Source organism: Burkholderia sp. MSMB1498, from assembly GCF_001526245.1.
GTDB lineage: Bacteria > Pseudomonadota > Gammaproteobacteria > Burkholderiales > Burkholderiaceae > Burkholderia > Burkholderia savannae.
This window is the reverse complement of the sequence record NZ_LOYJ01000128.1, coordinates 98,552-124,666: the sequence shown is the minus strand read 5'-3', so window position 1 is coordinate 124,666 and position 26,115 is coordinate 98,552. Positions and strand designations below refer to the sequence as shown.

The following is a 26,115-nucleotide window of genomic DNA, read 5'->3' as shown; positions in this document are numbered from 1 at the left end:
GCGGTCGGCGCGTGCGGAAATCCCGTCCGGGACGGCTGTTTTCGGGCCGGTGAAACGATTCGTCCGAGGAAACGGCGCGTTGTCGAGCGCGTGCGTCGAGCGATCCGACCGACACGCTCGAACGGCACACGCCAAGCGATGCCGCCATGCAGCGATACCCAGACGCTCCAGCGTCCCGGTGCTGCGGCGAAACGTCGAAACGTCGAAACGTCGAAACGGTGAAACGGTGAAACGGTGAAACGGTGAAACGGTGAAACGGGCGAAAAGGCGAAAAGGCGCAACGTCGCTCCGCGCCGACGCGCGCGTCACCCGACGAACCGCCGGTACGAAAACGCGCCCAGCGCATCGCGCACGTCGTCGAGCGTGCGCTGCGTGACGTCGTTCGCGCGCGCGGTGCCTTCCTTCAGCACGTCGACGACGTAGCCCGGCTCGCGCGCGAGCTGCGCGCGCCGTTCGCGGATCGGCGCGATCAGCGCCTGCAGCTTGTCTTCGAGGCGGCGCTTGAGCGTCATGTCGCCGAGCCCGCCCGCGCGATACGCGGCCTTCAGCCGCTCGACTTCGTCCGGCTCGTCGTCGAACGCGTCGAGATACGTGAACACGACGTTGCCTTCGACCGTGCCCGGATCGGACACGCGCAAGTGGTTCGGATCGGTGTACATCCGCTTGACCGCATCGGCGATCGCCGCCGGCGGCGACGACAGCGCAATCGCGTTGCCCTGCGATTTGCTCATCTTCGCCCGGCCGTCGACGCCCGGCAGCCGCCCCGTCGACGAGATCAGCGCGCTCGCCTCGGGCAGCACGTCGACGCCCGCCTGCCGGTTGATGCGCCGGACGATCTCGTTCGTCTGCTCGATGAGCGGCAGTTGATCGTCGCCGACGGGCACCGTGTCGGCCTTGAACGCGGTGATGTCGGCCGCCTGCGCGACCGGGTAGCAGAGAAAGCCCGCGGGAATGTCGCGGCCGAAGCCGCGCGCGTGGATCTCGTCCTTGATCGTCGGGTTGCGCTCCAGACGCGCGACGGTGACGAAGTTCAGATAGAAGAGCGTCAGCTCGGCGAGCGCGGGCAGCCCCGATTGCACGGCGATCGTGCTCCTGCGCGGATCGATGCCGACGGCCAGATAGTCGAGCGCGACCTCGATCACGTTGCGGCGGACCTTGTCGGGATCGTGCGCGTTGTCGGTCAGCGCTTGCGTGTCGGCGACGAGGATGAACTGCCGGTGGGTGTCCTGCAGCGCGATGCGCGTCTTCAGCGAGCCGACGTAATGGCCGAGGTGCAGCGGGCCGGTCGGGCGGTCGCCCGTCAGCGCGATCGGCGCTCGTGCCGGGATCGAGATGTCGTCTTGCATGAACGGTTTCTCCGGGAAGAACCGCCGCAATCCGGGCCGAGCTGGGGCGCGATCGACGCAATGCCGGCCGGATGCGGCGGCATGGTCGTGAACGGGATGTGACTATGCCGCTGCGTCAGGCGCGGCGCCAGCAGTGCGAGAGGGGAGGAAGCTGCGTGGACATGCGGCTAGGGTCGCACATTTTCGGTTCTCGCGCCATGCGGCGCGAACCGCTCGCGGTACGCCCGCGGCGTCACGCCGAGTATGCGCAGGAAGCTGCGCCGCATCGTTTCCTCGCAACCGAACCCGCAGCGCGCGGCGATGCGCTTGATCGGCAGCGGCCCGCCGGCCAGCAGATTGCGCGCCGCCTCGACGCGCATCTGCTCGATCGCGCGCGCGGGCGTCTTGCCGGTCGCCTCGCGATAGCGGCGCATGAAGCTGCGCTCGCTCATGCCGGCGCGCGCGGCGAGCGCCGCGACCGACAGATCCGCGCCCGGATTCGCGGCCGCCCACGCGTGCAGTTCGCTGAAGCCGCCGCCTTCATGCTGCAGCGTCAGCGCCGTGCTGAATTGCGCCTGGCCGCCCGGCCGCTTCAGGAACACGACGAGATGCCGCGCGACGTCGAGCGCGAGCGCGCGGCCGAGATCGTTCTCGACGAGCGCGAGCGCCAGATCGATGCCGGCCGTGACGCCTGCCGACGTCCAGACGTTGCCGTCGCGTACGAAAATGGGATCGGGGTCGACGCGCACGCCGGGGTAGCGCCGCGCGAGTTCTTCGCAGCGCGACCAGTGCGTGACGGCGCGGCGGCCGTCGAGCAGCCCCGCCGCCGCGAGCACGAACGCGCCCGAGCACACCGACGCGACGCGCCGCGTCCGGGCCGCGCGGCGGCGCACCCAGTCGACGAGCCGCGGATCGCGCGCCGCGTCGTGGACGCCCCAGCCGCCCGCGACGATCAGCGTGTCGGACGGCTCGCGCGCGGCGGGCAGCGGCGCGGCGACGAACGCAAGCCCCGCCGACGACGCCACCGAACGCGCGTTCGCGGCGACGACGCGCGGCGCGTACGGAATCGCGAGGCCGCGTTGCGCCGCGAAGTCGTTCGCGGTCGAGAACACCTGGAGCGGCCCGGCGACGTCGAGCAACTGCACGTCGTCGAAGGCGAGCACGTGTACGGCGCGGCGCGCGGCGGCGGGCGCGGGCACGGATATGAGCGGCTCGGCTGGCGGGATTCGTGGGGACTTTGGCATATCCGCCATACGGTACTTGCGTACAGTCGGTTTGTCCACGACGCCGGCGCGGGCGCGCGGCGCGGTGCGACAACTGCGAAAAGGAGGAGGTGAGGAATGGCCATCGAAGTGGGATTACTGTTGTTTCCGCAGGTGCAGCAACTCGACCTGACCGGGCCGCACGACGTGTTCGCGTCGCTGCCGGGCGTCACGGCGCGGCTCGTCTGGAAAACGCGCGAGCCGGTTGCGGCGAGCAGCGGGCTCGCGCTCGCGCCGGACGCGACGTTCGACGACTGTCCGCCGCTCGACGTGATCTGCGTGCCGGGCGGCATGGGCGTCGCCGATCTGATGGAGGACGCGGACACGCTCGCGTTCATCCGCCGGCAGGCGGCGCACGCGCGCTACGTGAGCTCGGTGTGCACGGGCGCGCTCGTGCTCGGCGCGGCGGGGCTGCTGCGCGGCCGGCGCGCGACGACGCACTGGGCGTTCCATTCGCTGCTCGCGCCGCTCGGCGCGATTCCGGTGCGCGAGCGCGTCGTGCGCGACGGCAACCTCGTGACGGGCGGCGGCGTGACGGCGGGGATCGATTTCGCGCTGACGCTCGCGGCGGAACTCGTCGGCGAGGACGTTGCGCAGGCCGTGCAATTGCAACTCGAATACGCGCCGGCGCCGCCGTTCGACGCGGGCGATCCGGACACCGCGCCGGCGCGGATCGTCGAGCGCGTGCGCGAGCGGTCGAAGCCGGTGCTCGCGCGGCGCGAGCAGGTGGTCGCGCGCGTGGCGGCGGCGCTGGAGCGCGGCCGGGCGGAGCGTTGACGCGTATGGTCCGTTGACGGACGGGGGCGCGAGCCGGAGATAGCGGAGCGCGGCGGCGCGGGGCGCGGGCGGATGCCGCCGGATCGCGGGGCGGCGCTCGCGCGGACAGCGTGCGCTTCGAAGCGACGCCGCGCTGCGTGGCTCCGCTCCGTTCGTCGCGATTCGATCGAATCGCGTTTGACCGCGTGGATCGAACGCCGCGACGCTGCGCGCCGTTCACGCGGGGCGTGCGTGCGGGGCGTCGCGATTGCGCGTGATGTGCGCGCGTCGCGTGAAGCGCATCGCGCGAGCGCGACGCAAGACGAAGCGACGCAAGACGGTCGGCGCGCTCGCGCGCGCCCGTGCCTTGCCTTCGTCGCGCCCGCGGCTACTTCTCGACAGCGACCGCCGAATCGTCGATCCGCCCGTCGCCGCCGTCGGGCGCGCGATGCGCGCGCCGCGCGTCGTGTCCGTCGAGCACGCCGGGCTTGTCGCGTTCGCCGCGCTCGTTGCGCTCGTCGCGTCCGTCATGCTCGTCGCGCAGCCACTCGGCGGCGTCGCCGCCCGTCTGCTCGATCAGGCCCTTCGCGAGCTCGAGCGCCTGCCGCTCGAACAGCCGCCGGTAGACGCCGCCTTCGAGCCGGATCAGCTCGTCGTGGCTGCCTTCCTCGATCATGCGCCCCTTGTCGAGCACGATCAGCCGATCGAGCGCGCGCACCGTCGACAGCCGGTGCGCGACGACGAGCGTCGTGCGTCCGACCATCAGCCGCTCCATCGCCTGCTGGATCAGCACTTCGCTTTCGCTATCGAGGCTCGACGTCGCTTCGTCGAGGATCAGCACCGGCGCGTCGGCGAGGAACGCGCGCGCGATCGCCACGCGTTGCCGCTCGCCGCCCGACAGCTTGATCCCGCGTTCGCCGACGAGCGTGTCGTAGCCCTGCGGCAGCTCGGCGATGAACTCGTGCGCGCTCGCGAGCCGCGCGGCGCGCTCGATCTCGCCGCGCGTCGCGCCGGGCCGCGCATACGCGATGTTCTCGGCGAGCGTGCGGTGGAACAGCAGCGGCTCCTGCTGGACGATCGCGATCTGGCTGCGCAGCGAAGCCTGCGTGACGTCGGCGATGTTCTGCCCGTCGATCGCGATGCGCCCGCCGTCGACGTCGTACAGCCGCTGAATCAGCTTGATGAACGACGTCTTGCCCGAGCCCGAATGCCCGACGAGCCCGATCCGCTCGCCCGGCGCGATCCGGATCGAGAAATCGTCGTACAGCGGCTTCGCATGCGCGCCGCTGTAGCCGAACGTCACGTGCTCGAAGCGGATCTCGCCGTGCGCGATCGAGATCGGCTTCGCGCCCGGCTTGTCGTCGATGCCGAGCGGCTGCCGCTCGAGCGACACGAGCTCCTCCATGTCGTTGACGGAGCGCTGCAGGTTGCGGATGTGCATCCCGATGTCGCGCAGATAGCCTTGCAGCACGAGGAACGTCGTGAGCGCGAACGCGATGTCGCCGACGCTCGCGCGATCGTGCGCCCACAGCCACAGCGCCGCGCCGAGGATCGCCGCCTGCATCGCGACGAGCATCGCGCCCTGCACGCCGCCGTTCAGCGTGCCGCGCCGCCACGCGCGGCGGGTGCGCGCGCGCCACTTCGACACGACGCCGTCGAGCCGCGCCTCTTCGCGGGTCTCCGCGCCGAACGCCTTGACGACCGGGTTGCAGCTCACCGCGTCGGCGAGCGCGCCGCCCATACGCGTGTCCCACAGGTTGCCGAGCCGCGCGGCGGGCGCGACGAAGCGCAGCGACATCGTGACCGTCACCGCGATGAACACGACGGAGCCGCCGCCGACCACCGCGCCCATCACCGGCCAGTGCGAGCCGAGCAGCAGCGTCGCGCCCGCGAGCATCACGACGGACGGCAGCAGCGCGACGAGCAGCGTGTCGTTGAGCAGGTCGATCGCCCACATGCCGCGCGTGATCTTGCGCACGGTCGAGCCGGCGAAGCTGTTCGCGTGCCAGTCGGTCGAAAAGCGCTGCACGCGATGGAACGCGTTCGCCGCGATCTGGCTCATCATCTCGAGCGTCAGCACGATGATGTTGCGGAACGCCGCCTGCCGCAGCAGCGTGCAAGCGAGCCCGATGCCGATCAGCATGCCGAACGCGTGCAGCGCGCGGCTCCATGCGAGCGCCTTGTCCGCGGCGGTGACGCCGTGCGACAGCGCGTCGACGAGGCGTCCCGCGAAGAGCGGCGTCAGCACGTCGCCGAGCGCGGTGGCGAGCGCGAAGAACGCGATGGCGGCGATGCGCGCGGGTTGCGCGCGCCAGTGCCGGAAGGTGAACGCGAGCACGTCGGTAAACGCTCGTCCACCCGGATGGGTTGTTTTTTGGGCCATTTGTCGGGGCCCGGTCGCTCGTGGCGAACGGGACTTGTCGATTGTTGTTCGAAACGAAAGCCGGACGCATGCCGCTGCGCGTCAGCGCGCGAAGCGAAGGCGGGGAACTGTCCGGAAGCTGTGCGGGCTGGATAGCGGCCCGCGAAGACGACGACTTAGAACGCGCGTCGTGGAACTGCCGTCGGGGAGGTGACATGCATTCGCGACATCTGGCACCTCCTTCGAACGTTGGGTGAGTGGAGTGAAAGCGAGCGGAGTTCAACTCGTGAAGCGATTCTAGCGGCCGTTTCGCATTGCTGCAATGTCAGACGAATGGATGTTGCCGATTCGATACGGGGCGATGCGCGGCGATGCGGCTCGCCGCGTTCGATTGGGGGCGGAGGGAGTGGGTTGGCATCGGGACTCGACGTGCGCCGCGATTGCCACGCGCGGGCGTACGGGCGTATGGGCGTATGCGTGTGGCGCTATGCGCCCGGCGCGCCCGCGCCCGGCGGGCCGAAGCGGTTCACGCGGACGTGTACGCGCGCGCGTGCGCGTACACGTCCGCGGCGCGCGAAGCTGTCACGGCGTGCATGTCGCCGATGCGGAAGTCGCGGGCGGGATGCGTCCGCTGATATGTCCCGGGCGGGTGCGTCGGTTTGGGCTTGCGCGCGGCCGGACATGCTTCGAGCGCGTGTATTGCGACCGTGGCTCCCCGTTCCGGGGGGGCCGCGGCGAACGCATGTGCTCGGGACGACGCGTTCCCGACCGGGACGGCGCGAACGGACGCCCGCCGAGCGGGCATGTCCCAAGCGGGCGCGTCCCAGACGGGCACGTCCCAAACATGCAGCCCCGAACGCGTCTCTCCCAGAAGGGCCGCTCCCGAACGGGCATGTCCCGAACGGGCACGTCCCGAACGGGCACTTCCCAAGCAGGCACGTCCCAAGCAGGCGCGTCCCGACGTTATGGGACAATCCGGCGTCCCCCACCCTGTAGAACCGAACACTGCATCGAGGAAACGATGAGCGATTTTCAGCAAGGCATTCTGGCTCCGATTCCGGCGGCGAGCCGCTACCTGTCCTTCCGGATCACGCATCCGGAGCGTGCGGCGAGCGCGCTCGCTGCGTTGCGTGACGCCATTGACGGCGTCGACACGGTGATCGGCATCGGGCCGTCGCTCGTGCAGGCGCTCGACAAGAAGATCGACGGCCTGAAGGAGTTTCCCGAGCTGTCGGTGCCGGGCGCGCCGGTGCCGTCGACGCCCGCGGCGCTCTGGGTCTGGCTGCGCGCCGACGATCTCGGCGCGGCCACCGTGCGCTCGCGCGAGATCGAGCAGCTCGTCGCGCCCGCGTTCGAGCTCGACTGCGCCGCGAACGCGTTCCGCTACGCGGACGACCGCGACCTGTCCGGCTACGAGGACGGCACCGAGAACCCGGAAGGCGACGAGGCGATCGAAACCGCGTTCGTGTCCGGCAAGGGCGCGGGCTTCGACGGCGCGAGCTTCGTCGCGGTCCAGCAATGGGTGCACGACTTCGGCAAGATGCGCGAGATCCCGGGCGACGAAATGGACCGGATCATCGGCCGCCGCAAGGACGACAACGAAGAACTCGAAGACGCGCCCGCGTACGCGCACGTGAAGCGCACCGAGCAGGAGAGCTTCAAGCCGGAGGCGAAGGTGCTGCGGCGCTCGTCGCCGTGGGCGGACGAGCGCCGCGCCGGCTTGTATTTCGTCGCATTCGGACATTCGTTCCGCGCGTTCGAGGTGCAGATGCGCCGGATGATCGGCGCGACCGACGGCGTGCACGACGGCCTGTTCCGCTTCACGCAGCCGATCACCGGCTCGTTCTTCTGGTGTCCGCCCGCCAAGGGCGGCAAGCTCGATCTGTCGGCGCTCGGGCTGTAACGCGGTCGCGCGGCGTCGCCGCACGGGCGTCCGTGCGGCCGGCGCGTGCAGCGTCCGTCAATTTGCGCGCGTGCCGGCGGACCGTTCCACGTCGCCGCGTTGCGCGCCCGAATCTTCCGTCAGGGCTTGCGCAGAAACGCCGGGCTCGCGATCGGCCGCGCCGGCGCCGGCGCCGTGCCGCTCGCATCGCTCGCCGCTGTGCCGTGGGCCTTGTCTCCCGAATCCGAAGGCTTGGGTTTGCACGGCCGCATCGTCGACGCGCGCGCTCAGGCGGGCTGCACGCCGCAGGTCTCGCAGCGTGCGATCCGGAGGGACACCACCGTGAGTCTCGTCGGCGCGGGGCTCGGCGTATCGCCGGTTCCCGCATCCCCGCGCGAGGATCGGCGCAAGATGGTCGTTTATCGCGACATCGACGCGCCCGGCACGCCGGGTTTCGTACGAACCGGCATCGGCGCGGCGTCGCGGCGATCGTTCCCCGTCACTCGAAGCATTCCGGGAATCGGCGTTCGGGGCATCCGGTCGACGGATTTCGAATGCGATCGAGGCTGATTCGCGCTGCCGGCGAATACCGACGTGAATGCGCAATCAATCGGCAGCCTGATGTTTAATCGGCGGCAATCGATTCATCGGAACGGACGTTTTTCGAACGGCTTCGATTTCCTGTCGGCAGCGCCGCTTCGTTCGGGCGAAGTGAGCAGTGTTGCGCGTTGCGAGCCGCCGGACGGGCCGATGAAAAGCGCGGCGCCGATTTTCACGGAGTCGGCTTCGATCATTTAAACAAGTAGATAACATATTAAATATTAAAAGAAATTGATTATCCCGTCGGATATGGTCGGTTATTTTCATCGGGCGAGTGAGCGTCGCTTATAGTGCACGACGCATGTCCGCCAATCGAAACATCCGTACGAGGAGGATCGAATTGAAATTCAAGTGCATCGCAGCAACCGTCCTGGCCGTGGCGGCCGTCGACGCGACGGCCGCCGGCGCCTGCCTGAACGGCTCCGTGATCGCTTCGTCGACGAGCGCACCGCTCGTCGCGAGACAAGGCTCGGCGTTCTCGTCGACGCTCTACGATCCGGCGATCACGTCGAACAACCGCACGCACAACCCCGTCATGCTGACGGTGAAGGTGACGAACAAGGGCCAGCCGGTTTCCGGCTGCGATGTCGCGTGGCAGCCGCGGGGCGCAGGCAGTGCGTCGGGCTGGCTCTTTCCGGTGAACGCGTCGACCGGCGCGGACGGGGTCGCGTCCGCGTGGTGGATCGCCGGCAGCGGCGGCGCGCAAACGGCGGTGGCGAGCATCCGCAGGTTCGACGGCACGGCGCAGAGCGTCGCGATCGGCGGCTCGGCGCAGCCGCACCGCACGCGCGCGAACTCCGTCCATCTGAACTACCAGCAGGCGAGCGGCTGGACCGCGTTCAGCGTCGACGTGACGCCCGAAGCGCTCGCGCCGACCACCTATTGGGAAGCGATCGGCTGGCCGGGCGCTTACACCGGCATCCAGTCGGTCGACGGCAAGCAGAACGGCCTGGTCCTGTTTTCAGTGTGGGACGCGAACGGCAAGTCGCCGCAGATCATCGCGAAGGGGCCGGGCGTCAGCTGCACGCAGTTCGGCGGCGAAGGCACCGGCTACAAGTGCTCGAAGAGCCATGCGCCCGTCGCGGGCCGGACATATCGCTTCATGGCGTCGATCGCGCCCGTCGCCGGGCAGAACCAGACCGACTATTCGGTGTGGTTCACGGACACGTCGACCAACGTGCGCGAGCTGATCGCGACGCTGCGCTATCAGAAGAGCCTGCAGTCGGCGAATTTCGCGAACAGCTTCGTCGAGGATTGGGCGACGCAAGGCGCGTCGTGTCTCGACGCGACGCAGCGGGCCGGACAGTACGGCAACGTATGGGCGTTCGACAGGGTGGCCGGGCGGTGGGTCGCGGTCAAGAAGGCGACGACGTCGGCCGTCTACACGCCCGATCACAACGAGATCTGCTCGAACTATCAGTTCTCGGTGGTCAACGGCAACTTCCGGATGAGCACGGGCGGCTACGCGGTGGGGCAGCCGCACAATCTGCCGGGCGGGCCGAAGTCGATTCTGCTGACGCTGCCTTGACCCTCGGGCGCGTCGCGCCCGTTCGGCGGCGTGGGGCGTGACGCGTCGTCTGGCCCCGCCTCGCCGCTTGGTTGCATGCCGCCCGGTTGCATCGTCGCTCGCGGTTCGGGCGGTCGGTGCGACGGCCGGGCGCGGTGCCGCCGCCGGTTCGGTTCTGGCGGGCGAGCTTACGTGCGGCTGCCGAGAGGTCGGCGCCGGTGACTGAAGCGGCGCTGCCGCCACCGCCACCGCCGCCGCCGCGGATGCGAAGCGCGCACGCGCGAGAGCCTGCAACGCGCATCCATCGAACGGGCGGGCCCGATTTGTCCCGCATCGCCGCCGCTAAGCGATCGAGGCGCGTCACCGCGTCGCCCGACGCCCGACGCCTGACGCCTGACGCCTGACACGGCACGGTGCGGCGCAATGCGGCACGCCCGACGCGGCACGCACGAGGCCGCCGCGTGTCGCAGCGCAACGCGGCACGTCGCGCCGCCCTACGCCGCGCCGCCGCATCCGTCACTTCAACGTCGTCTCGATCCGCGTCCCGCGCTTGATGAACAGCGTGACGGGCGTCTTCTCGGCGATTTCCGCGAGCCGTTTGCGCTGCGCATCATCGAGCGCGCCGTCGACCGCGATCGTGCGCCGCACGTACTGCGCGCCCTCGCGGTCGACGTGCAGTTCGGCGCGCGCGGCGAGGCGCGCGGCCGGCCATTCCTTGCGCTGCATGTACATCCGCAGCGTCGCGACCGTGCACGCGGCGAGCCCCGACAGCACGAGCTCGTACGGCGCGGGCCCGACGTTGCCGCCGCCCTCGTGCTCGTTTTCGTCGCCTTGCAGGCGATGCTTGCCGGCTTCGAGATCGACGACGTAGTTCGGCGCGTCGAGCGCCATTTCGGCTGAGGCGTGAATGAGCGGCATCGCGTGTCCTCGAGGTAAAGGGAAGGAGCGGCCGGCATGCCGGCCCCGATTCACGAGCATAAACGGCTTCGCGCCCGCGTGCAGCGGCCGTCATGCGCCCGCGGGATGCGTCGACGCCGCGCGCACGGCATCGATCACGCGCTCGCGGAGCCACTGGTGCGCGCGGTCGAGCTCGCGCGATTCGTGCCAGTACGCGAGGATCGGATAGGGCTTGAGCCGCAGCGGCAGCGGCTGGACCGCGATCGGCAGGAGCCGCGTCATGCGTAGCGCGTACGAGCGCGGCAGCGTCAGCAGCAGATCGCCCGACGCCGCGATCTGGCACGCGGCGAAATAGTGCTGGCAGACGAGCTGGATGCGGCGGAAGCGGCCGTCGGCGCCGAGCAGCACGTCGAGCGTGTGCGGTTCGCCGAGCGGCGACACCGTCACGTGCCGCGCGGCGAAATAGTCGGCTCGGCGCAGCGGCGCGCCCGCGAGCGGATGATCGCGCCGCATCGCGACGACGAGCGTGTCGTCGACCACGTTTTCGCCGACGATCCGGGGCCCCGCGGGCACCCGGCGCTCGATCGCGAGATCGAGGTTGCCGCTGCCGAGCTCGCGCTCGATGTCGGCGACGGGCACGCGGCGGCTCACGAGCCGCACGCCGGGCGCGTCGCGCGCGAGCGACGCGACGAGCTGCGGCAGCGCGATCGATTCGAGCACGTCGCGCACGCCGACGACGAAGCCGAGGTCGAGCGCGTCCGGGCTGAGGCGCGTCTGAGCGCGCGCCGCGTCCTGCAGCCCCTTCAGATGCAGCTGGACGTCGGCGATCACCGCGCGCGTGCGCTCGGTCGGCACGACCTTGTTGCCCTGCCGCACGAAGAGCGGATCGCCGAAGTGCGCGCGCAGCCGGTTCAGCGCGTGCGTGACGGCCGGCTGCGTCAGGTGCAGCGCGCGCGCGGCGGCGCTGATGCCGCCTTGCACGTAGACCGCGTCGAGCACGCGGAACAGGTTCAGGTCGAGTCGGTGGTCGGGCGGCATCGGCATGTCGGGGATTCGGCGTTCCGGGAAGGCTCGCGCGATCGCGCAAGCCCATCAGTGAAGTCTATGTCCTTGCATAATAAATATTCATTTCATCGATTGTCGAGGATCGCGTACGCTCGTCTTCATTCGAACCGACCACACGGAGACGCCATGGATTTCTCCCCTTCGGCCCGCAGCCGCGAACTGAGCGAGCGCATCGCGGGCTTCATGCGCGACGAGATCGCGCCCGTCGAGGCGCGCTATGTCGAGCAATCGACGGGCGGCGCCGACTGGCGCCTCTGGCGCCAGCCCGACGTGATGGAAACGCTGAAGGCGAAGGCGCGCGCGGCCGGCCTGTGGAACCTGTTCCTGCCGCAGGCCGAGCACGGCGGCGCGGGGCTGTCGAACGCGGAGTACGCGCCGCTCGCCGAACTGATGGGGCACTCGTTCATCGCGCCCGAAGCGTTCAACTGCAACGCGCCCGACACCGGCAACATGGAGGTGCTCGCGCGCTACGGCTCGCCCGAGCAGCGCCGCCGCTGGCTCGAGCCGCTCCTCGCGGGCGAGATTCGCTCGGCGTTCTGCATGACGGAGCCGGAGGTCGCGTCGTCGGACGCGACGAACATGCGGGCCACCGCGGCGATCGACGGCGACGAAGTCGTGCTGAACGGCCGCAAGTGGTGGTCGACGGGCATCGGCCATCCGCTCGCGCGCGTCGTGATCTTCATGGGGCTCACCGATCCGCAGGCGGAGCCGCACCGCCGGCACACGATGGTGCTGTGCCCGCTCGACGCGCCCGGCGTGAAGATCGAACGGATGCTGCCCGTGTTCAATGCGTACGACGAGCCGTCGGGCCACGGCGAAGTCAGCTTCACGAACGTGCGGCTGCCCGCGTCGAACGTGATCCTCGGGCCGGGGCGCGGTTTCGAGATCGCGCAAGGCCGGCTCGGGCCGGGCCGTATCCACCATTGCATGCGCGCGCTCGGCGCGGCGGAGAAGGCGCTCACGCTGCTGTGCGCGCGCGCGACGACGCGCACCGCGTTCGGCAAGCCGCTCGTCAAGCTCGGCGGCAACGGCGACGTCGTCGCGAACCTGCGGATGTCGATCGAGCAGGCGCGCCTCCTGACGCTGAAGGCCGCGTGGACGATCGACACGCAGGGCGTGAAGGCGGCGCTGTCGCTGATCTCGCAGATCAAGGTGGTCGTGCCGGCGGTCGCGCAGCAGGCGGCCGACGCGGCGATCCAGATCCACGGCGGCGCGGGCCTGTCGAACGACTTTCCGCTCGCGGCGCTCTATGCGTACGCGCGCGTGCTGCGGATCGCGGACGGGCCGGACGAGGTGCATCGCGCGGTCGTCGCGAAGCTCGAGGTGAAGCGGCAGCTCGCCGCGGCGGAGGCGGCATGAGCGTGCGCCTCGACGATGCGCGCGACGTGCGCGACGAAGACCGGCTCGACGCGGCGAAGCTCGACGCGTACCTGAAGTCGCGGATCGACGGCTTGACGGGCGAGCCGAGCATCCGGCAGTTCCACGGCGGCGCGTCGAACCTGACCTACCTGATCGGCTATGGCGATCGCGAGCTGGTGCTGCGGCGGCCGCCCGCGGGCGCGAAGGCGGGCACCGCGCACGACATGCTGCGCGAGGCGGCGGTGATGGCGGCGCTCAAGCCGGACTACCGCTACGTGCCCGCGATCCTTGCGCGCTGCGACGACACCGCGGTGATCGGCAGCGAGTTCTACGTGATGGAGCGCATCGCCGGCGTGATCCTGCGGCGCGAACTGCCCGCCGGGCTGAACCTCGATCGCGACGGCGTGCGCAAACTGTGCGAGAGCTTCGTCGATCGGCTGATCGAGCTGCACGCGATCGACGCGTCGCGCGCCGAAATCGCGGCGCTCGGCAAGGGCGAGGGCTACCTCGCGCGGCAGTTGAGCGGCTGGGGCGAGCGCTGGCGCAAGGCGCTCACCGACGGCGCGAACCCGTGCGACGACGTGCTCGCGTGGCTCGAGCGCAACCGCCCGGCGAGCGAGCGCCGCATCTGCGTGATTCACAACGACTATCGCTTCGACAACGTCGTGCTCGATCCGGCCGACCCGTTGTCGATCGTCGGCGTGCTCGACTGGGAGATGGCGACGCTAGGCGATCCGCTGATGGATCTCGGCGGCTCGCTCGCGTACTGGGTGCAGGCCGACGACGATCCCGCGTTCGTCGCGATGCGCCGCCAGCCGACGCACGCGCAAGGGATGATGACGCGCCGCGAGGTGGTCGACTATTACGGCGCACGCACGGGCATCGACGTCGGCGGCTTCGAGTTCTACGAAGTGTTCGGCCTGTTCCGGCTGATGGTGATCGCGCAGCAGATCTACCGGCGCTTCGTGCTCGGCCATACGACGAACGAGCAGTTCGCGGGCTTCGGCGCGGCCGTGCGCTATCTCGGCGAGCGGTGCCGGCGCGTGATCGCGGCGGCGGCCGGGAGTGCGCGATGAGCGAGCTGTTCCTGATCCGCCACGCGCAGGCGAGCTTCGATGCGGCCGATTACGATTGCCTGTCGCCGCTCGGCGACGAGCAGTCGGCGCGGCTCGGCGCGTGGATGGCGCGCGGCGCGCGGCGGCCCGGGCTGATCGCGACGGGCACGCTGCGCCGCCACGCGCAGACGGCCGACGGCTGCGCGCGCGCGGCGGGCGTCGACGCGCCGCGACTCGCGCTCGCGGGCCTCGACGAGCTCGACTCGGACGAGTTGATCGCGCGTCATCGGCCCGAGCTTGCTTCGCGCGACGCGCTGCTGCGCGCGATGGGGGCGCAAGCCGATCCGCGCCGCGCGTTCCAGGCGCTGTTCGCGGCGGCCGTCGCGCGCTGGACGGGCGGCGCGCACGACGGCGACTACGTCTGCCCGTGGCCCGAATTCCGCGCGCGCACGCTCGCGGCGTGGGACGCGCTCGCGCGGCAGCCGGCGCGCGAGATCTGGGCGTTCACGTCGGGCGGGCCGATCGGCGTGATCGTCGCGACGCTTCTCGGCGTGCCCGTCGAGCGCAGCTTCGAGCTCGCGTGGCCGCTCGTCAACACGAGCGTGAGCCGAATCAGGATCGGCCGCGGCGGCGCGCGCGTGACGACGTACAACGGCTGGCCGCACCTCGACGGCGCGGACGACGAGCGGCTCGTCACGCATCGCTGATTTCCTCCCCCTTCATCGACTCAGGATATTCTCCATGACCGCATCCAACCTGTTCGATCTGTCCGGCAAGATCGCCGTCGTCACGGGCGCGAGCCGCGGCATCGGCGCGGACGCCGCGAGGCTGCTCGGCGCGTTCGGCGCGCACGTCGTCGTCACGAGCCGGCGCATCGACGATTGCCGCACGATCGCGAACGAGATCGTCGAGGCCGGCGGCTCGGCCGAGGCGGCCGCGTGCCACATCGGCGAGCTCGACCAGATCGACGCGCTGTTCGCCGCGCTCGAAGACAAGCACGGGCGGCTCGACGTGCTCGTCAACAACGCGGCGGCGAATCCGTACTACGGGCCGATCGTCGACACCGACCCCGGCGCGTTCCAGAAGACCGTCGACGTGAACATCCGCGGCTACTTCTTCATGTCGAGCCGCGGCGCGAAGCTGATGGGCAAGGGCGGCGGCGGATCGATCGTCAACGTCGCGTCGGTGAACGGCGTGGTTCCCGGCTACTGGCAGGGCATCTACTCGATCACGAAGGCGGCGGTGATCTCGATGACGAAGGCGTTCGCGATCGAATGCGCGGCGAGCGGCGTGCGGTGCAACGCGCTGCTGCCGGGCCTCACCGACACGAAATTCGCGTCGGCGCTGACGCAGGCGCCCGACGTGCTGAAGCAGGTGCTCGCGCACGTGCCGATGCGGCGCGCCGCGCAGCCGTCGGAGATGGCGGGCGCGGTGTTGTATCTTGCGTCGGCGGCGTCGAGCTACACGACGGGCGCGGTGCTCAACGTCGACGGCGGGTATTTGTCCGTCTGACGGTTGGCGCTCGGCGTACGCATGCCGCACCGGATGCCGTACGCTGCTGACGGCGGCGCCGATTGCGATTGCAGCCGCGTTCACGGCGACGCGTGGGGTGCGCGACGCATCATGTATCACGCATTCCGCATGCGCGCGATCGCGCATGCGAAGAGCGAATAGCGAATAGCGAAACGACTGGGAGTGTTCATGACGAAGAACTTGGCGCCGCGTCTTGCCGGCAAGCGGGCGTTCATCACCGGCGCGGCGGGCGGCCTTGGGCGCGCGATCGCGCGGCGAATGGCCGAGCAGGGCGCGAAAGTGTTCCTGACCGACATCGTCGACGCGGCGGTGCTCGACGCATTCGCGGCGCAGCTGAACGAAGCGGCGGGCGAGCGCGTCGCGTGGGCGGCCGTGCAGGACGTCGCCGACGAAGTGCAGTGGGCGTCGCGGCTTTCGCAGGCGAACGACGCGATGGGCGGATTGTCGGTGCTGGTGCACAACGCGGGCGTCGGCTCGTTCGGCGCGGTCGGGCAGATTCGGCTCGACGAATGGCGGCGCGTGATGGCGATCAACGTCGAGAGCATCGTGCTCGGCACGAAGCGTGCGCTGCCGTATCTGGAGGCGGGCGCGCCCGCGTCGATCGTCAACATCTCGTCGGTCGCCGCGTTCAAGCACGAGCCTGACTACACAGCGTACAACGCGTCGAAGGCGGCGGTCGCTTCGCTGACGAAATCCATCGCGGTGGATTGCGCGCGCCGGCAGACCGAGGTGCGCTGCAACTCGATCCATCCGTCGTTCATCATGACGGGCATCGTCGCGCCGATCGTCCAGCAAGTCGGCGAGAAGGAGGCGGCGCGCAAGCTCGCGCGCGGCGTGCCGATGCGCCGGCTCGGCGAGCCGGACGACGTCGCGCATGCGGCCGTCTATCTCGCGTCCGACGAGAGCCGCTACGTGACGGGCGCGGAGCTCGTGATCGACGGCGGGATGTGCGCGGTTTGACGTGGCATGCGCATGCCGGCGATGGTCTTTATGCGCGGCCGCCGGCGCGTTCGAATCATGCGCGGCGACGTGATTGCATCGTTGCGGATCGCGGATCGCGGATCGCGGATCGCGGATCGCGGATCGCGGATCGCGGATCGCGGATCGCGCGCATGCGACAGCGGTATGCGCGCCGAGTTCGCCAACGCGGCGTACGCCGCATCTTTCCACTCATCCTGAAGGTGACGCCCATGTCCAACCCCGTCAATCGCCAACTGCGCCTGAAGTCGCGCCCCGACGGACGCGTCGGCCAGGAGCACTTCACGCTCGTCGAAGCGCCGTTGCCCGAGCTCGGGCCGGGTGAGATGCTCGTGCGCGTGCTGTATCTGTCGATGGACCCGACCAATCGCGTGTGGATGAGCGACATCCCGCAATACCTGCCGCCCGTCGCGATCGGCGACGTGATGCGCGCGCTCGGCATCGGGCGCGTCGTCGCGTCGAATGCGCCGGGGTTCGCCGAGGGCGATCTGGTGCAGGGGCTCGTCGGCTGGCAGGACTACGCGCACGTGCGCGCCGACGAAGCCGCGCAGTACACGAAGCTGCCCGCCGCGCTCGGCCTGCCGCTGCCGCGCCTGCTCGGCGCGTGCGGGATGAGCGGGCTCACCGCGTACTACGGGATGACCGAGATCGCGCCGGTGCAGCCGGGCGAGACGCTCGTCGTGTCGGCCGCGGCGGGCTCGGTCGGCTCCGTCGCCGGGCAGATCGGCAAGATTCACGGCGCGCGCGTCGTCGGCATCGCGGGCGGCGCGGACAAGTGCCGCTATCTGACCGAGGAGCTCGGCTTCGACGCGGCCGTCGACTACAAGGCCGACGGCTGGAAGCGCGCACTGAAGGATGCGACGCCCGACGGCGTGCACGTGAACTTCGAGAACGTCGGCGGCGAGATCATGCGCGCGGTGCTGTCGCGGATGGCGATCGGCGGGCGCGTCGCGCTGTGCGGCGTGATCGCGAACTACAACAGCGGCCGCACGTCCGACGACGTCAGCGTGCTGATCGCGAAGAGGCTGACGATGCGCGGCTTCCTGATTCTCGATTACCGCAAGAGCCGCGAGGCGGTCGCGACGCTCGCCGGCTGGCTGCGCGACGGCAGGCTGAAAGCGGAGGAGACCGTCGTCGACGGACTGAGCAACGCGCCCGACGTGCTGAATCGGCTGTTCGACGGCAGCCATCGCGGCAAGCTCGTGTTGCGGGTCGATCCGCAGGCTTGATAGCGTCGTCGCGTCGCGTCGCGTCGCGTCGCGCTGCGTTGCGCTGCGTTGCGTCGTGCCGACGGGCGCTCGGTTGATCGGGCGGCGCTCGCGCGCCGTGCGCTTTTTTCGGGTCGCGCTGCGCGAGGGGGCAGGCGGTATCGCGGCGCTGCGGATCGACAGCGCGTTTGCTGGCGCAACCTGTGTCTCGCGCTTCGTGCGGATGCCTTTTGCGGCCGATGCGGCTGACATCGCGTGAGCGCGGCGGTTGCTGAGCGCGCGCGATGCCGCTGGCGGGCATGCGCACGCGTGACAGGCGCGCGGGCGCGTGCGTGCGCCGCGTATGCCGCATACGTTGCCGTGCGACGGTCGATGCATGTGGGGCGCGATGCGTGTCGGACGTGCCGGTTCGTCCGGCGCAACGATGTCGATGCGCATGTCGCGCCGTGCTCGGCGACGGCGCGCGCCGAACACGTCTATTCGTCGATATCACGAAGGGCGGCTCGACCGCACGCGTACGTCGAGACAAAAAGACGCCACGGCGGCTTGCCGTGGCGTGGGAATTCCAGTCAGGGGGGGAGGGTTGACTGGGTCTAGCCGCTCTGGTGCGCCGTGCGTCCGGAAACGACACGGCATCCTAAGCAGTTCCCATTGTTGGGAATCGGGCGAACCAAGTCAATTTCGGCAAATTAGCGCAATTTACCGTGCGTTACCGGCGGGCGATCGTTATGCTGCCGACAGCGTCGAAGGCGTCGAAGGCGTCGAAGGCGTCGAAGGCGTCGAAGGCGTCGAAGGCGTCGAAGGCGTCGAAGGCGTCGACCGCATCGACCGCATCGACCGCATCGACCGCATCGACCGCATCGACCGCATCGACCGCATCGACCGCATCGACAACTTCAACCGCATGCCGTTCGCAGTCGCCTCGAAGTTTTCGGATGCTTCGCCAGCCTTTGCGGTTTCAATGCGTCGACTTCGAGCCTCGCGAATGCATCGATTACTTCAATCGATGCGCGCGCCGCGAATGTCGACACACCGAAACACCGAAAGAAGCCGCGCGGCCGCACGCGCGGCCACGGCGCCGGCCGTCGAGCCGCGGCCGGCCGCGGCGCGCGCGACGGTTTCGCCGCCGCTCGAATTCACCGCATCCTCCGATTCAAGAAAATGCCGCAGCGCGCCGCTCATGCGGCGCTCAGGACGCCGCCGGCCCCGCCGCAACGTCTTCGTGCTTGCCGCGCATCGCGATTCCCCACAGGATCACCACGCCGCTCGCGAGCGTGAAGCCCGTGCACATCCACGCGACGGGCGCGAGCCCGAGATGCAGGAACGGCGCGACGGCCTGCGTCGCGAGCGCCGCGCCGCCGAGGCCGAAGAACATCAGCAGTCCGGCCGCGCGTCCGGCGATCGACGGCTCGGCCGCGAGCGCGCGCGCCATCGACGCCGGTCCGCGCAAGCCGAGTGAGCCGCAGAACAGCATCCACGACGCGACGACGAGCGCGGTCGAGCGCAGCTCGAGATGCGCGAGCAGCAGGAACGCGGCGGCGGCCGCGAACTGCAGCAGCGCGCCGAGCGAGATGATCCGGTCGAGGCCGAGCGCGTCGGTCCATTTGCCGCTGCGCGCCGCGGTCAGCATGAACGCCGCGACGCCGCATGCCTGCAACAGGCTGAACGTCGACGGCCCCGCGCCGAGCCAGATCTCGACGACCTGCGGTGCGCTCGCGACGAACGTGAGCAGCGCGGCGAAGCACAGCGCGTGGCCGAGCGCATAGCCGAGATAGACGGGCGAGCGCAGCAGCCGTCGATAGCCGCCCGCGCGTCCGTTCGCGTTCGCGGGGGCGGGCGCCGGCGAAGCGGCGGGCACCACGCGGAACACGAGCGGCGCCACGACGACGGACAGCGCGACGATGATCCAGAAGCTCATTCGCCAGTCCGCGACGACGAGCAGCGCCGCGCCGACGACCGGCGCGAGCCCCGGCACCGCGCTTTCGATGATGCCGAGCCACGCGAGCGCGCGGACCGCGCCGCCGTCGCCGAACGATTGCCTGGCGAGCGCGGGGACGATGACCGTCGCCGCGCCGACGCCGAAGCCTTGCACGGCCCGCGCGCCGATCAGCACGCCCATCGACGGCGCAAGCGCGCACGCGGCGCCCGCGGCGAGTTGCAGCAGCACCGCGAATGCGAGCGTGCGGCGGTGGCCGAGGCGGTCGGCGGCGGCGCCCCAGACGAGCTGCGAGACGGCGAGCGCGGCCGAGAACACGGCGAGCGTCGCCTGCGCGCTTTCGATCGAGCCGCCGAGCTGCTGCGGCAGGGACGGCACGGCGGGGAGATACAGGTCGGTTGCAAGGAGCCCGACGGCCGTCAACAGGGCCAGCGGGAAAATCGATCGAAGAGGATGCATGCGTGAAACTGAAAGGACTTTGTCGGTTTGCGAGCGCCCGACGATACCACGTCGACGCGCGCGGCCCGCGCGGCGCACGTTCGCGACGACGAGGGCGCAAGCGCTTGGCGGTCGACGTTCCGAGTTCGACTCCGCGAGTCTACGGCGCGGGGCGGCGCGCGTTCCACGCATCAACTATGCGCACAGCAATGCAGCGGCGCTTGTGTATGTATGTGCGGCAAGAGGAAAGCCGGCCGAAACCTGGAGCGCGGGGTGCGGAGCGCGCTCGCGCGCGCCATGCGTCGTGACGATGTCGAGGGCGCTTGAACGGCATGGCGAGGCGCGCGGCGAGCGGCCCGGCATGAACGGCGTGTCAATCGCGCAATGACGGCCCGGCGCAGCGCATGCTCGGTGGATGAATGCGGCAATCACGCTGGACTGATTCCGCGCATCGTCGGTTTTGCGTGCCGGCGCGACTTGCGGCGGCGGCTGTCGTCGCCGAGGATGCAGGCACGGCCTTGCCGATGCCACCATCACCGATGCAGGGACCACCGATGCAGGGACCACCGATGCAGCCGCCGCCGATGTCACCACCACCGCCCTGACCGCGCCCAAACGCACCGTAAGGCATTTGTTGCTTAAATTGAAATGATATAACATATCCATCCCATCGTAAGCCGCCGCGAGCCGCGACTGCACCGTCGCAGCCAGCCGGATCGGCTGTCGATGTGTTTCGCCACGGCCTACGTGCGCGCAGGATTTGATACGTTATATCGTTTCGATGGCGCTGCGCGATTCGGTCCGTGATCCCGTCCACTCCGACAACACCACACCGATTACCGCAATGGATGACCACCGACGCCCCGCGCCGCCTTTCGTTCGCAGGCTGCATCCCATGTCGCTGCTGCTCGCCGCGAGTCTCGCACACGGCGAGACGCTCGCGCCGCCCGCCGATCGCCCGTCGAACGAGCCGCCGGCGACGACGCTCTCGCCGATCTTCGTGACCGCCAATCCGCTCGGCGCATCGGCGCTCACGTCGCCAACCGCGTCGCTGTCCGGCGATGCGCTGACGCTGCGCCGCGCCGATTCGCTCGGCGATACGCTCAACGGCCTGCCCGGCGTGTCGACGACGACCTACGGCCCGCTCGTCGGCCGCCCGATCATCCGCGGCATGGACGGCGACCGCATCCGGCTGCTGCAGAACGGCGTCGCCGCGTACGACGCATCGTCGCTGTCGTACGACCACGCGGTGCCGCAGGAGCCGCTCACCGTCGAGCGCGTCGAGATCGTGCGCGGGCCGGCCGCGCTGCTGTACGGGGGCAACGCGGTCGGCGGCGTCGTCAACACCATCGACAACCGGATTCCGCGCGAGGCGGTCAACGGCGTTTCGGGCGCGGTCGACGCGAGCTACGGCGGCGCGAACAACGCGCGCGCGGGCGCGGCGCTCGTCGAGGGCGGCAACGGCCGCTTCGCCTTCCATCTCGACGCGTTCGGCCGCGAGACCGACGAGCTGAGAATCCCCGGCTATGCGCACTCGGCGCGCCAGCGCGCGCTCGACGGCGAGGACGCGAGCGAGCCGTACGGCAAGCTGCCGAACAGCGACGGACGCCGCTACGGCGGCGCGGCGGGCGGCTCGTACACGTGGGCCGACGGCTACGTCGGCGCGTCGTACAGCGGCTACGAATCGAATTACGGCTCGGTCGCCGAGACCGACGCGCGGCTGCAGATGCGGCAGGAACGCGCCGCGGTCGCGTCGGAAGTGCGCAATCTGCGCGGGCCGTTCTCGCAACTGAAGTTCGACTTCGGCTACACGAATTATCTGCACAAGGAAATCGAGGACGGCGTGACGGGCACGACGTTCCGCAACCACGGCTACGAGGCGCGCGTCGAGGCGCGTCACCGCAAGCTAGGCCCGTTCGAGGGCGCGCTCGGCGTGCAGGTCGGCCAGAACACGTTCTCCGCGCTCGGCGGCGAGGCGCTCGCGCCGACGACGCGCACGACGAGCGTCGCGCTGTTCGGCCTCGAGGAATGGCAGGCGAGCGACGCGCTGAAGCTGTCCGCCGGCGCGCGCATCGAGCACGTGCGGCTCGACCCGAGCGCGAACGGCGACGACAAGTTCGGCTTCGCGCGCTCGCGCGACTTCAATGCGGGCAGCGTGTCGGCGGGCGCGCTGTACCAGCTCGCGCCTGCGTGGGCGCTCGCGGGCAACGTGTCGTACACGGAGCGCGCGCCGACCTTCTACGAGCTGTATGCGAACGGGCCGCACGGCGCGACGGGGCAATACCTGATCGGCCTGCCGGATGCGCAGAAGGAGAAGGCGGTGTCGACCGATCTCGCGCTGCGCTATGCGAGCGGGCCGAACCGCGGCAGCGTCGGCGTGTTCTACAGCCGCTTTCGGAACTATCTCGCCGAATACGACACCGGGCGGCTCGTCGACGACGAGGGCGCGCTCGTCGCGGCCGGCGCCGCCGACGCGCTGCGCGAGGCCGTTTATCGCGGCGTGCACGCGGAGTTCTACGGCGTCGAGCTCGAAGGCAAGTGGCGCGCGTTCGAGAAGCGCGGGCATCGCGTGGATCTCGAGCTGACGGCCGACTACACGCACGCGCGCAACGCGGACACGGGCGAGCCGCTGCCGCGGATCGCGCCGCTGCGCGCGACGCTCGCGGCCGATTACGGCTACGGGCCGTTCGGCGCGCGTGCGCAGGTCACGCACGCATGGGCGCAGCACCGCGTGCCCGACAACGATCTCGCGACGGACGGCTACACGTCGCTCGGCGTCGTGCTGACGTACAAGTTCCGCGTGGGCGCGACGAACTGGCTCGCATACCTGCGCGGCGACAACCTGACGAACCAGGATATCCGCTACGCGAGTTCGGTTGTGCGAAACATCGCGCCGCAGGGCGGACGCAGCGTGACGGTCGGGATGCGCACGACGTTTTGAGCGCGCGTGTGCGGGCGGGGAACCGGCGGCGAGGGGCGGCCAGGCTGAGCGCGGGGGCGCACTTGATGATTGGCTAGTCTTGCCGCTTGGTGCCTCATGCCGAACGCCGAACGCCGAACGCCGAACGCCGAACGCCGAACGCCGAATGTCGAATGTCGAATGTCGAATGTCGAAGGGCGAACGCCCAACGCCCAACGCCCAACGGCAAACGGCAAACGGCAAACGGCAAACGGCAAACGGCAAACGGCAAACGGCAAACGCCAGACACCAGACGCCCAAGGCTCGGAAAACCCACGGAACCCACAAAACGCACAAAATCCGACGTCCCCGCAACCCCTCTTCTGTTCCCGGCCGTTCGTTTGTAAGATAGCGGTCGCCGCGCGCGGTGCTGAGGGCGCGCGCAGCGTCGTGCGAAACGGCATGACTTTCTTCCGCCATTCCTTTTCGAGTCGAGCATGAAAAGAACAATCCAGAAAAGCTGGGCGGCGCTCGTGCCGCTGCTCGTCGCGGGTTCGGTCTGCGCCGCCGCGCCGCTGTGCCAGACGCAGAAGCTCGGCGCGCACACGTCGAAGATGTGCGTCGAGCAGACGCCGTTCAAGCACGACTACTACACGCTATGGGTCGACGATTCGCCGATCTTCATGCTGCCCGACGACTACGTCGAGAAGGTCGCGCTGACGCACACGGTGCCGGAGGACGGCGCGATCGAGTTCCCTCTGTCGAAGCAGGGCACGCCGACCGTGACGATTGCGGGCGGCTGCGAGCCGATCAGCGAGACGCAGGGCAAGGGCGCGGACGCGGTGAGCCTCGAGACCGGGCGCGTGTGCTCGTTCAACTGGGGCAAGGAGCCCGTCGTCAAGGATCTGCGCTTCAGCTTCGAGTAACGGGGGCGGTGCGCGGCGGCGCCCGCGGCGATGCGTCGTGCGTCGCACATGCGGATGCCGCTGCCGCTCAGGCTCGATCGGCTCGCCGGCACGCGTTGGGGGGCGACCGCAGCGGGCTTCGGCGTCGCCAAAGAAAAACCCGGCCGAGGCCGGGTTTTTTCGTTTGGAATGCCGACGAGCATCGGGTCGCGCATCGGATTGCCTGTTGGGCGGCGCGCCAAGCTGCCGCTGCCCGCGCCACGCATCATTCCAGGTCTGCCTGCTCCGTGCGCGCGAAGATGTCCCAGCTCGCCATGAACAGCGCGGCGACGAGCGGGCCGATCACGAAGCCGTTGATTCCGAAGAGCGCCATCCCGCCGAGCGTCGAGATCAGCACGACCCAGTCGGGCATCTTGGTGTCCTTGCCGACGAGGATCGGCCGCAGCAGATTGTCGACGAGCCCGATCACGCCGACGCAGAACGCGACGAGGATCACGCATTTCCAGATTTGCCCCGTGATCGCGAAGTAGCCGGCGGCGGGCACCCAGACGAGCCCCGCGCCGATCGCGGGCAACAGCGACAGGAACGCCATCAGCGCGCCCCAGAGGATCACGCCCTCGATGCCGAGAATCCAGAAGATCAGGGCGCCGAGCGCGCCCTGCACGGCCGCGACCGCGATGTTTCCCTTCACGGTCGCGCGCACGACGGTCGTGAACTTCGTGAGCAGATGCTGCTTGTGCTCGTCGTCGAGCGGCAGCGCGCGCCGCACGCGGCGGCCGATTTCGCCGCCGTCGCGCAGCAGGAAGAACACGAGATACAGCATCACGCCGAAGCTCACGACGAACTGGAACGTGTTCTGTCCGATGCTGAGCGCCTGCGCGGCGACGAACTGGCTGATCGCGGCGGCCCCGTCGGTGAGCTTCTTCTGGATGCCGGCGATGTCGGTGAGCCCGTAGTTGCGCAGCACCCGGTGCACGGACGTCGGCAGCGCGTGCATGAACTCCTGGAAGTACTGCGTCATGTTCGGCTGCATCGCCTTGATCTGCTGATATGCGTACGCGATTTCCTGCACGAGCGTTCCGGCGACGAACGCGAGCGGCAGGATCACGATCAGGATGATGAGCGACAGCGTGACGAGCGCGGCGAGATTGCGGCGCTTGCCGAAGCGCGCGGCGAGCCAGCGCTGCACCGGCTGAAACAGGATCGCGAGAATGGTCCCCCAGAAGATTGCGCCGAAGAACGGCGTCAATATCCAGCAAAGGCCGACGGTGACGACTAAAAGCAGCAGGTGGAAGAATTTCTGGTGATCGTGCCCGCTATCCATGGTGTGCTCGGGGAGGATGGTTGATCGGCCGGGCAAGCCGCGTCGCGGCGGCCCGCCTTGATGCGTGGATTATGCCTGACGCGTGCCGCACGGCGAGCGTGCGCTGCCGCGCCCTGAGCGCACATCGTTCGGGCTGCGATCGAAAGCGCCGCGGCGCAACGCCGCGGCGCGGGCGGGGACGCGGCGCGAATGCGCGGTGCGCCGCGCCGCTTTCGTCAGAGCTTCAGGCGCGTGACCTTCGTTCCGTTGATCGACAGATCGCCCATCAGGCCGGCGTTGGTCAGCACGATCACGTCGACCGGGCCTGTCGCGGTCGACGTGTCGACCGCGCCGTTCGCGCCCATCTTGACGAGCGCGACCGACGCGTCGGCGCCGGCGGCCCAGCCTTGCGAGCCGCGGAATTTGTCGAGCGCGTCCTGCGTCATGAACAGGAAGATGAGCGCCTTCGATTGCGCGCCCGCCTGCAGGCCGACCGACAGCGACGACGTGTTGTAGTAGCCGAGCGTCGCGCCGCCGACGCGCAGCGCGCCGTTGCCGCTCTGGCCGCCGAAGATGAAGCCCGCCTGCAGCACGTTCGGGAATACGAGCACGCCGCGCGATTTCGCGACGAGTTCGTGCGAGCCCGGCACCGTCGAGTAGAGGCGCGACAGCGTCGCGTTCACGCGCGCGTCGATCGCTTCTCGGGTCGACGCATTGGACGCCGCGGTCGACGGCGTGTCGGGCGTGGTGGTGCAGCCCGCGAGCGCCAGGCTGCCGAGCATGGCCGCGATCGCGGCTTTCATAACGAGAGTCTTGCGCATGATGCTTCCTCCATCTTGAAGGTT

The 26,115-nt window shown here is 69.6% G+C and carries 21 protein-coding genes; 12 read left to right on the top strand and 9 right to left on the bottom strand.

Annotated features, from left to right (window positions below; translation table 11 throughout):
* Positions 1-305 precede the first annotated feature (305 nt).
* Together trpS and WS91_RS30730 are read right to left on the bottom strand one after the other, a co-directional pair.
* Positions 306-1,346, bottom strand: a complete 1,041-nt coding sequence (gene trpS / locus WS91_RS30735) for a tryptophan--tRNA ligase (RefSeq protein ID WP_038751052.1) — start codon at positions 1,344-1,346, stop codon at positions 306-308.
* A gap of 167 nt (positions 1,347-1,513) precedes the next feature.
* Positions 1,514-2,578, bottom strand: coding sequence for a GlxA family transcriptional regulator (locus WS91_RS30730; protein ID WP_059581121.1), 1,065 nt, complete (start codon positions 2,576-2,578; stop codon positions 1,514-1,516).
* An 87-nt stretch (positions 2,579-2,665) separates the two neighbouring features.
* Between WS91_RS30730 and WS91_RS30725 the strand changes: the two genes are divergently transcribed.
* Entirely contained in the window at positions 2,666-3,364 is a 699-nt protein-coding gene (locus WS91_RS30725) for a DJ-1/PfpI family protein (protein ID WP_059581126.1), read from the top strand.
* A gap of 367 nt (positions 3,365-3,731) precedes the next feature.
* On the opposite strand, the gene WS91_RS30720 is transcribed toward WS91_RS30725, so the two are convergent.
* Positions 3,732-5,726 (bottom strand): ABC transporter ATP-binding protein, encoded by a 1,995-nt coding sequence (locus tag WS91_RS30720; protein WP_059671630.1) that lies wholly within the window; start codon positions 5,724-5,726, stop codon positions 3,732-3,734.
* 1,000 nt (positions 5,727-6,726) lie between these two features.
* Between WS91_RS30720 and WS91_RS30715 the strand changes: the two genes are divergently transcribed.
* Positions 6,727-7,608, top strand: a complete 882-nt coding sequence (locus WS91_RS30715) for a Dyp-type peroxidase (RefSeq protein WP_059581132.1) — start codon at positions 6,727-6,729, stop codon at positions 7,606-7,608.
* Between the two features lie 45 nt (positions 7,609-7,653).
* On the top strand, positions 7,654-8,157 hold the full coding sequence (locus WS91_RS38265) for a LysR substrate-binding domain-containing protein (protein WP_082758440.1): 504 nt from the start codon (positions 7,654-7,656) through the stop codon (positions 8,155-8,157).
* A 74-nt stretch (positions 8,158-8,231) separates the two neighbouring features.
* Here WS91_RS38265 and WS91_RS36555 read toward each other — a convergent pair whose 3' ends face one another.
* Entirely contained in the window at positions 8,232-8,381 is a 150-nt protein-coding gene (locus WS91_RS36555; protein ID WP_156432572.1) for a hypothetical protein, read from the bottom strand.
* A gap of 107 nt (positions 8,382-8,488) precedes the next feature.
* Between WS91_RS36555 and WS91_RS30700 the strand changes: the two genes are divergently transcribed.
* Complete coding sequence (locus WS91_RS30700; protein ID WP_052145000.1) at positions 8,489-9,715, top strand: DUF3472 domain-containing protein; 1,227 nt, start codon at positions 8,489-8,491, stop codon at positions 9,713-9,715.
* Positions 9,716-10,210: 495 nt separating this feature from the next.
* Here the strand turns inward: WS91_RS30700 and WS91_RS30695 are convergent, their stop codons facing one another.
* Complete coding sequence (locus WS91_RS30695; protein WP_059644556.1) at positions 10,211-10,612, bottom strand: OsmC family protein; 402 nt, start codon at positions 10,610-10,612, stop codon at positions 10,211-10,213.
* 90 nt (positions 10,613-10,702) lie between these two features.
* Complete coding sequence (locus WS91_RS30690) at positions 10,703-11,629, bottom strand: LysR family transcriptional regulator (RefSeq protein ID WP_059671651.1); 927 nt, start codon at positions 11,627-11,629, stop codon at positions 10,703-10,705.
* A gap of 153 nt (positions 11,630-11,782) precedes the next feature.
* On the opposite strand from WS91_RS30690, the gene WS91_RS30685 reads away from it, so the two are divergent.
* From WS91_RS30685 to WS91_RS30655, 6 genes are all read left to right on the top strand, one after another.
* Positions 11,783-13,015 carry an acyl-CoA dehydrogenase family protein gene (locus WS91_RS30685; protein WP_038744327.1) on the top strand — a complete coding sequence of 411 codons (1,233 nt, stop codon included), beginning with the start codon at positions 11,783-11,785 and terminating at the stop codon, positions 13,013-13,015.
* Positions 13,012-14,091 (top strand): phosphotransferase family protein, encoded by a 1,080-nt coding sequence (locus WS91_RS30680; RefSeq protein WP_059671628.1) that lies wholly within the window; start codon positions 13,012-13,014, stop codon positions 14,089-14,091. The genes WS91_RS30685 and WS91_RS30680 overlap by 4 nt, the downstream gene beginning before the upstream one ends.
* The gene (locus tag WS91_RS30675) at positions 14,088-14,777 is read left to right on the top strand and encodes a histidine phosphatase family protein (RefSeq protein WP_038744337.1); all 690 of its coding nucleotides are present in this window, start codon (positions 14,088-14,090) and stop codon (positions 14,775-14,777) included. Before WS91_RS30680 ends, WS91_RS30675 begins: the two co-directional genes overlap by 4 nt.
* Positions 14,778-14,811: 34 nt before the next feature.
* Entirely contained in the window at positions 14,812-15,582 is a 771-nt protein-coding gene (locus tag WS91_RS30670; protein WP_038744322.1) for an SDR family oxidoreductase, read from the top strand.
* Positions 15,583-15,771: 189 nt separating this feature from the next.
* Positions 15,772-16,563 (top strand): SDR family oxidoreductase, encoded by a 792-nt coding sequence (locus WS91_RS30665; protein WP_059671627.1) that lies wholly within the window; start codon positions 15,772-15,774, stop codon positions 16,561-16,563.
* Positions 16,551-17,810, top strand: coding sequence for an MDR family NADP-dependent oxidoreductase (locus WS91_RS30655; RefSeq protein WP_156432570.1), 1,260 nt, complete (start codon positions 16,551-16,553; stop codon positions 17,808-17,810). Before WS91_RS30665 ends, WS91_RS30655 begins: the two co-directional genes overlap by 13 nt.
* A 1,168-nt stretch (positions 17,811-18,978) precedes the next feature.
* On the opposite strand, the gene WS91_RS30640 is transcribed toward WS91_RS30655, so the two are convergent.
* Positions 18,979-20,184: an MFS transporter gene (locus WS91_RS30640; RefSeq protein ID WP_038747975.1), complete on the bottom strand. Its 1,206-nt coding sequence runs from the start codon at positions 20,182-20,184 to the stop codon at positions 18,979-18,981.
* An 874-nt stretch (positions 20,185-21,058) separates the two neighbouring features.
* Here WS91_RS30640 and WS91_RS30635 point away from each other — a divergent pair.
* A complete protein-coding gene (locus tag WS91_RS30635) occupies positions 21,059-23,104 on the top strand; it encodes a TonB-dependent receptor (RefSeq protein WP_059671624.1) in 2,046 nt (681 codons plus the stop codon).
* A 455-nt stretch (positions 23,105-23,559) separates the two neighbouring features.
* On the top strand, positions 23,560-23,988 hold the full coding sequence (locus WS91_RS30630) for a hypothetical protein (RefSeq protein ID WP_059581162.1): 429 nt from the start codon (positions 23,560-23,562) through the stop codon (positions 23,986-23,988).
* A 244-nt stretch (positions 23,989-24,232) separates the two neighbouring features.
* Here WS91_RS30630 and WS91_RS30625 read toward each other — a convergent pair whose 3' ends face one another.
* On the bottom strand, positions 24,233-25,291 hold the full coding sequence (locus tag WS91_RS30625) for an AI-2E family transporter (protein ID WP_038747983.1): 1,059 nt from the start codon (positions 25,289-25,291) through the stop codon (positions 24,233-24,235).
* A gap of 215 nt (positions 25,292-25,506) precedes the next feature.
* Complete coding sequence (locus WS91_RS30620; protein WP_038747986.1) at positions 25,507-26,091, bottom strand: BPSL1445 family SYLF domain-containing lipoprotein; 585 nt, start codon at positions 26,089-26,091, stop codon at positions 25,507-25,509.
* Between the last annotated feature and the right edge of the window lie 24 nt (positions 26,092-26,115).

Coding starts and splice junctions, on each gene's coding strand:
- WS91_RS30665 (WP_059671627.1), top strand. CDS start 15,772: ATGACGAAGAACTTGGCGCCGCGTCTTGCCGGCAAGCGGGCGTTCATC.
- WS91_RS30725 (WP_059581126.1), top strand. CDS start 2,666: ATGGCCATCGAAGTGGGATTACTGTTGTTTCCGCAGGTGCAGCAACTC.
- WS91_RS30685 (WP_038744327.1), top strand. CDS start 11,783: ATGGATTTCTCCCCTTCGGCCCGCAGCCGCGAACTGAGCGAGCGCATC.
- WS91_RS30715 (WP_059581132.1), top strand. CDS start 6,727: ATGAGCGATTTTCAGCAAGGCATTCTGGCTCCGATTCCGGCGGCGAGC.
- WS91_RS30625 (WP_038747983.1), bottom strand. CDS start 25,291: ATGGATAGCGGGCACGATCACCAGAAATTCTTCCACCTGCTGCTTTTA.
- WS91_RS30700 (WP_052145000.1), top strand. CDS start 8,489: ATGTCCGCCAATCGAAACATCCGTACGAGGAGGATCGAATTGAAATTC.
- WS91_RS30635 (WP_059671624.1), top strand. CDS start 21,059: ATGTCGCTGCTGCTCGCCGCGAGTCTCGCACACGGCGAGACGCTCGCG.
- WS91_RS30620 (WP_038747986.1), bottom strand. CDS start 26,091: ATGCGCAAGACTCTCGTTATGAAAGCCGCGATCGCGGCCATGCTCGGC.
- WS91_RS30630 (WP_059581162.1), top strand. CDS start 23,560: ATGAAAAGAACAATCCAGAAAAGCTGGGCGGCGCTCGTGCCGCTGCTC.
- WS91_RS30670 (WP_038744322.1), top strand. CDS start 14,812: ATGACCGCATCCAACCTGTTCGATCTGTCCGGCAAGATCGCCGTCGTC.
- WS91_RS30695 (WP_059644556.1), bottom strand. CDS start 10,612: ATGCCGCTCATTCACGCCTCAGCCGAAATGGCGCTCGACGCGCCGAAC.
- trpS (WP_038751052.1), bottom strand. CDS start 1,346: ATGCAAGACGACATCTCGATCCCGGCACGAGCGCCGATCGCGCTGACG.
- WS91_RS30730 (WP_059581121.1), bottom strand. CDS start 2,578: ATGGCGGATATGCCAAAGTCCCCACGAATCCCGCCAGCCGAGCCGCTC.
- WS91_RS30675 (WP_038744337.1), top strand. CDS start 14,088: ATGAGCGAGCTGTTCCTGATCCGCCACGCGCAGGCGAGCTTCGATGCG.
- WS91_RS30720 (WP_059671630.1), bottom strand. CDS start 5,726: ATGGCCCAAAAAACAACCCATCCGGGTGGACGAGCGTTTACCGACGTG.
- WS91_RS30680 (WP_059671628.1), top strand. CDS start 13,012: ATGAGCGTGCGCCTCGACGATGCGCGCGACGTGCGCGACGAAGACCGG.
- WS91_RS36555 (WP_156432572.1), bottom strand. CDS start 8,381: ATGATCGAAGCCGACTCCGTGAAAATCGGCGCCGCGCTTTTCATCGGC.
- WS91_RS30690 (WP_059671651.1), bottom strand. CDS start 11,629: ATGCCGCCCGACCACCGACTCGACCTGAACCTGTTCCGCGTGCTCGAC.
- WS91_RS30640 (WP_038747975.1), bottom strand. CDS start 20,184: ATGCATCCTCTTCGATCGATTTTCCCGCTGGCCCTGTTGACGGCCGTC.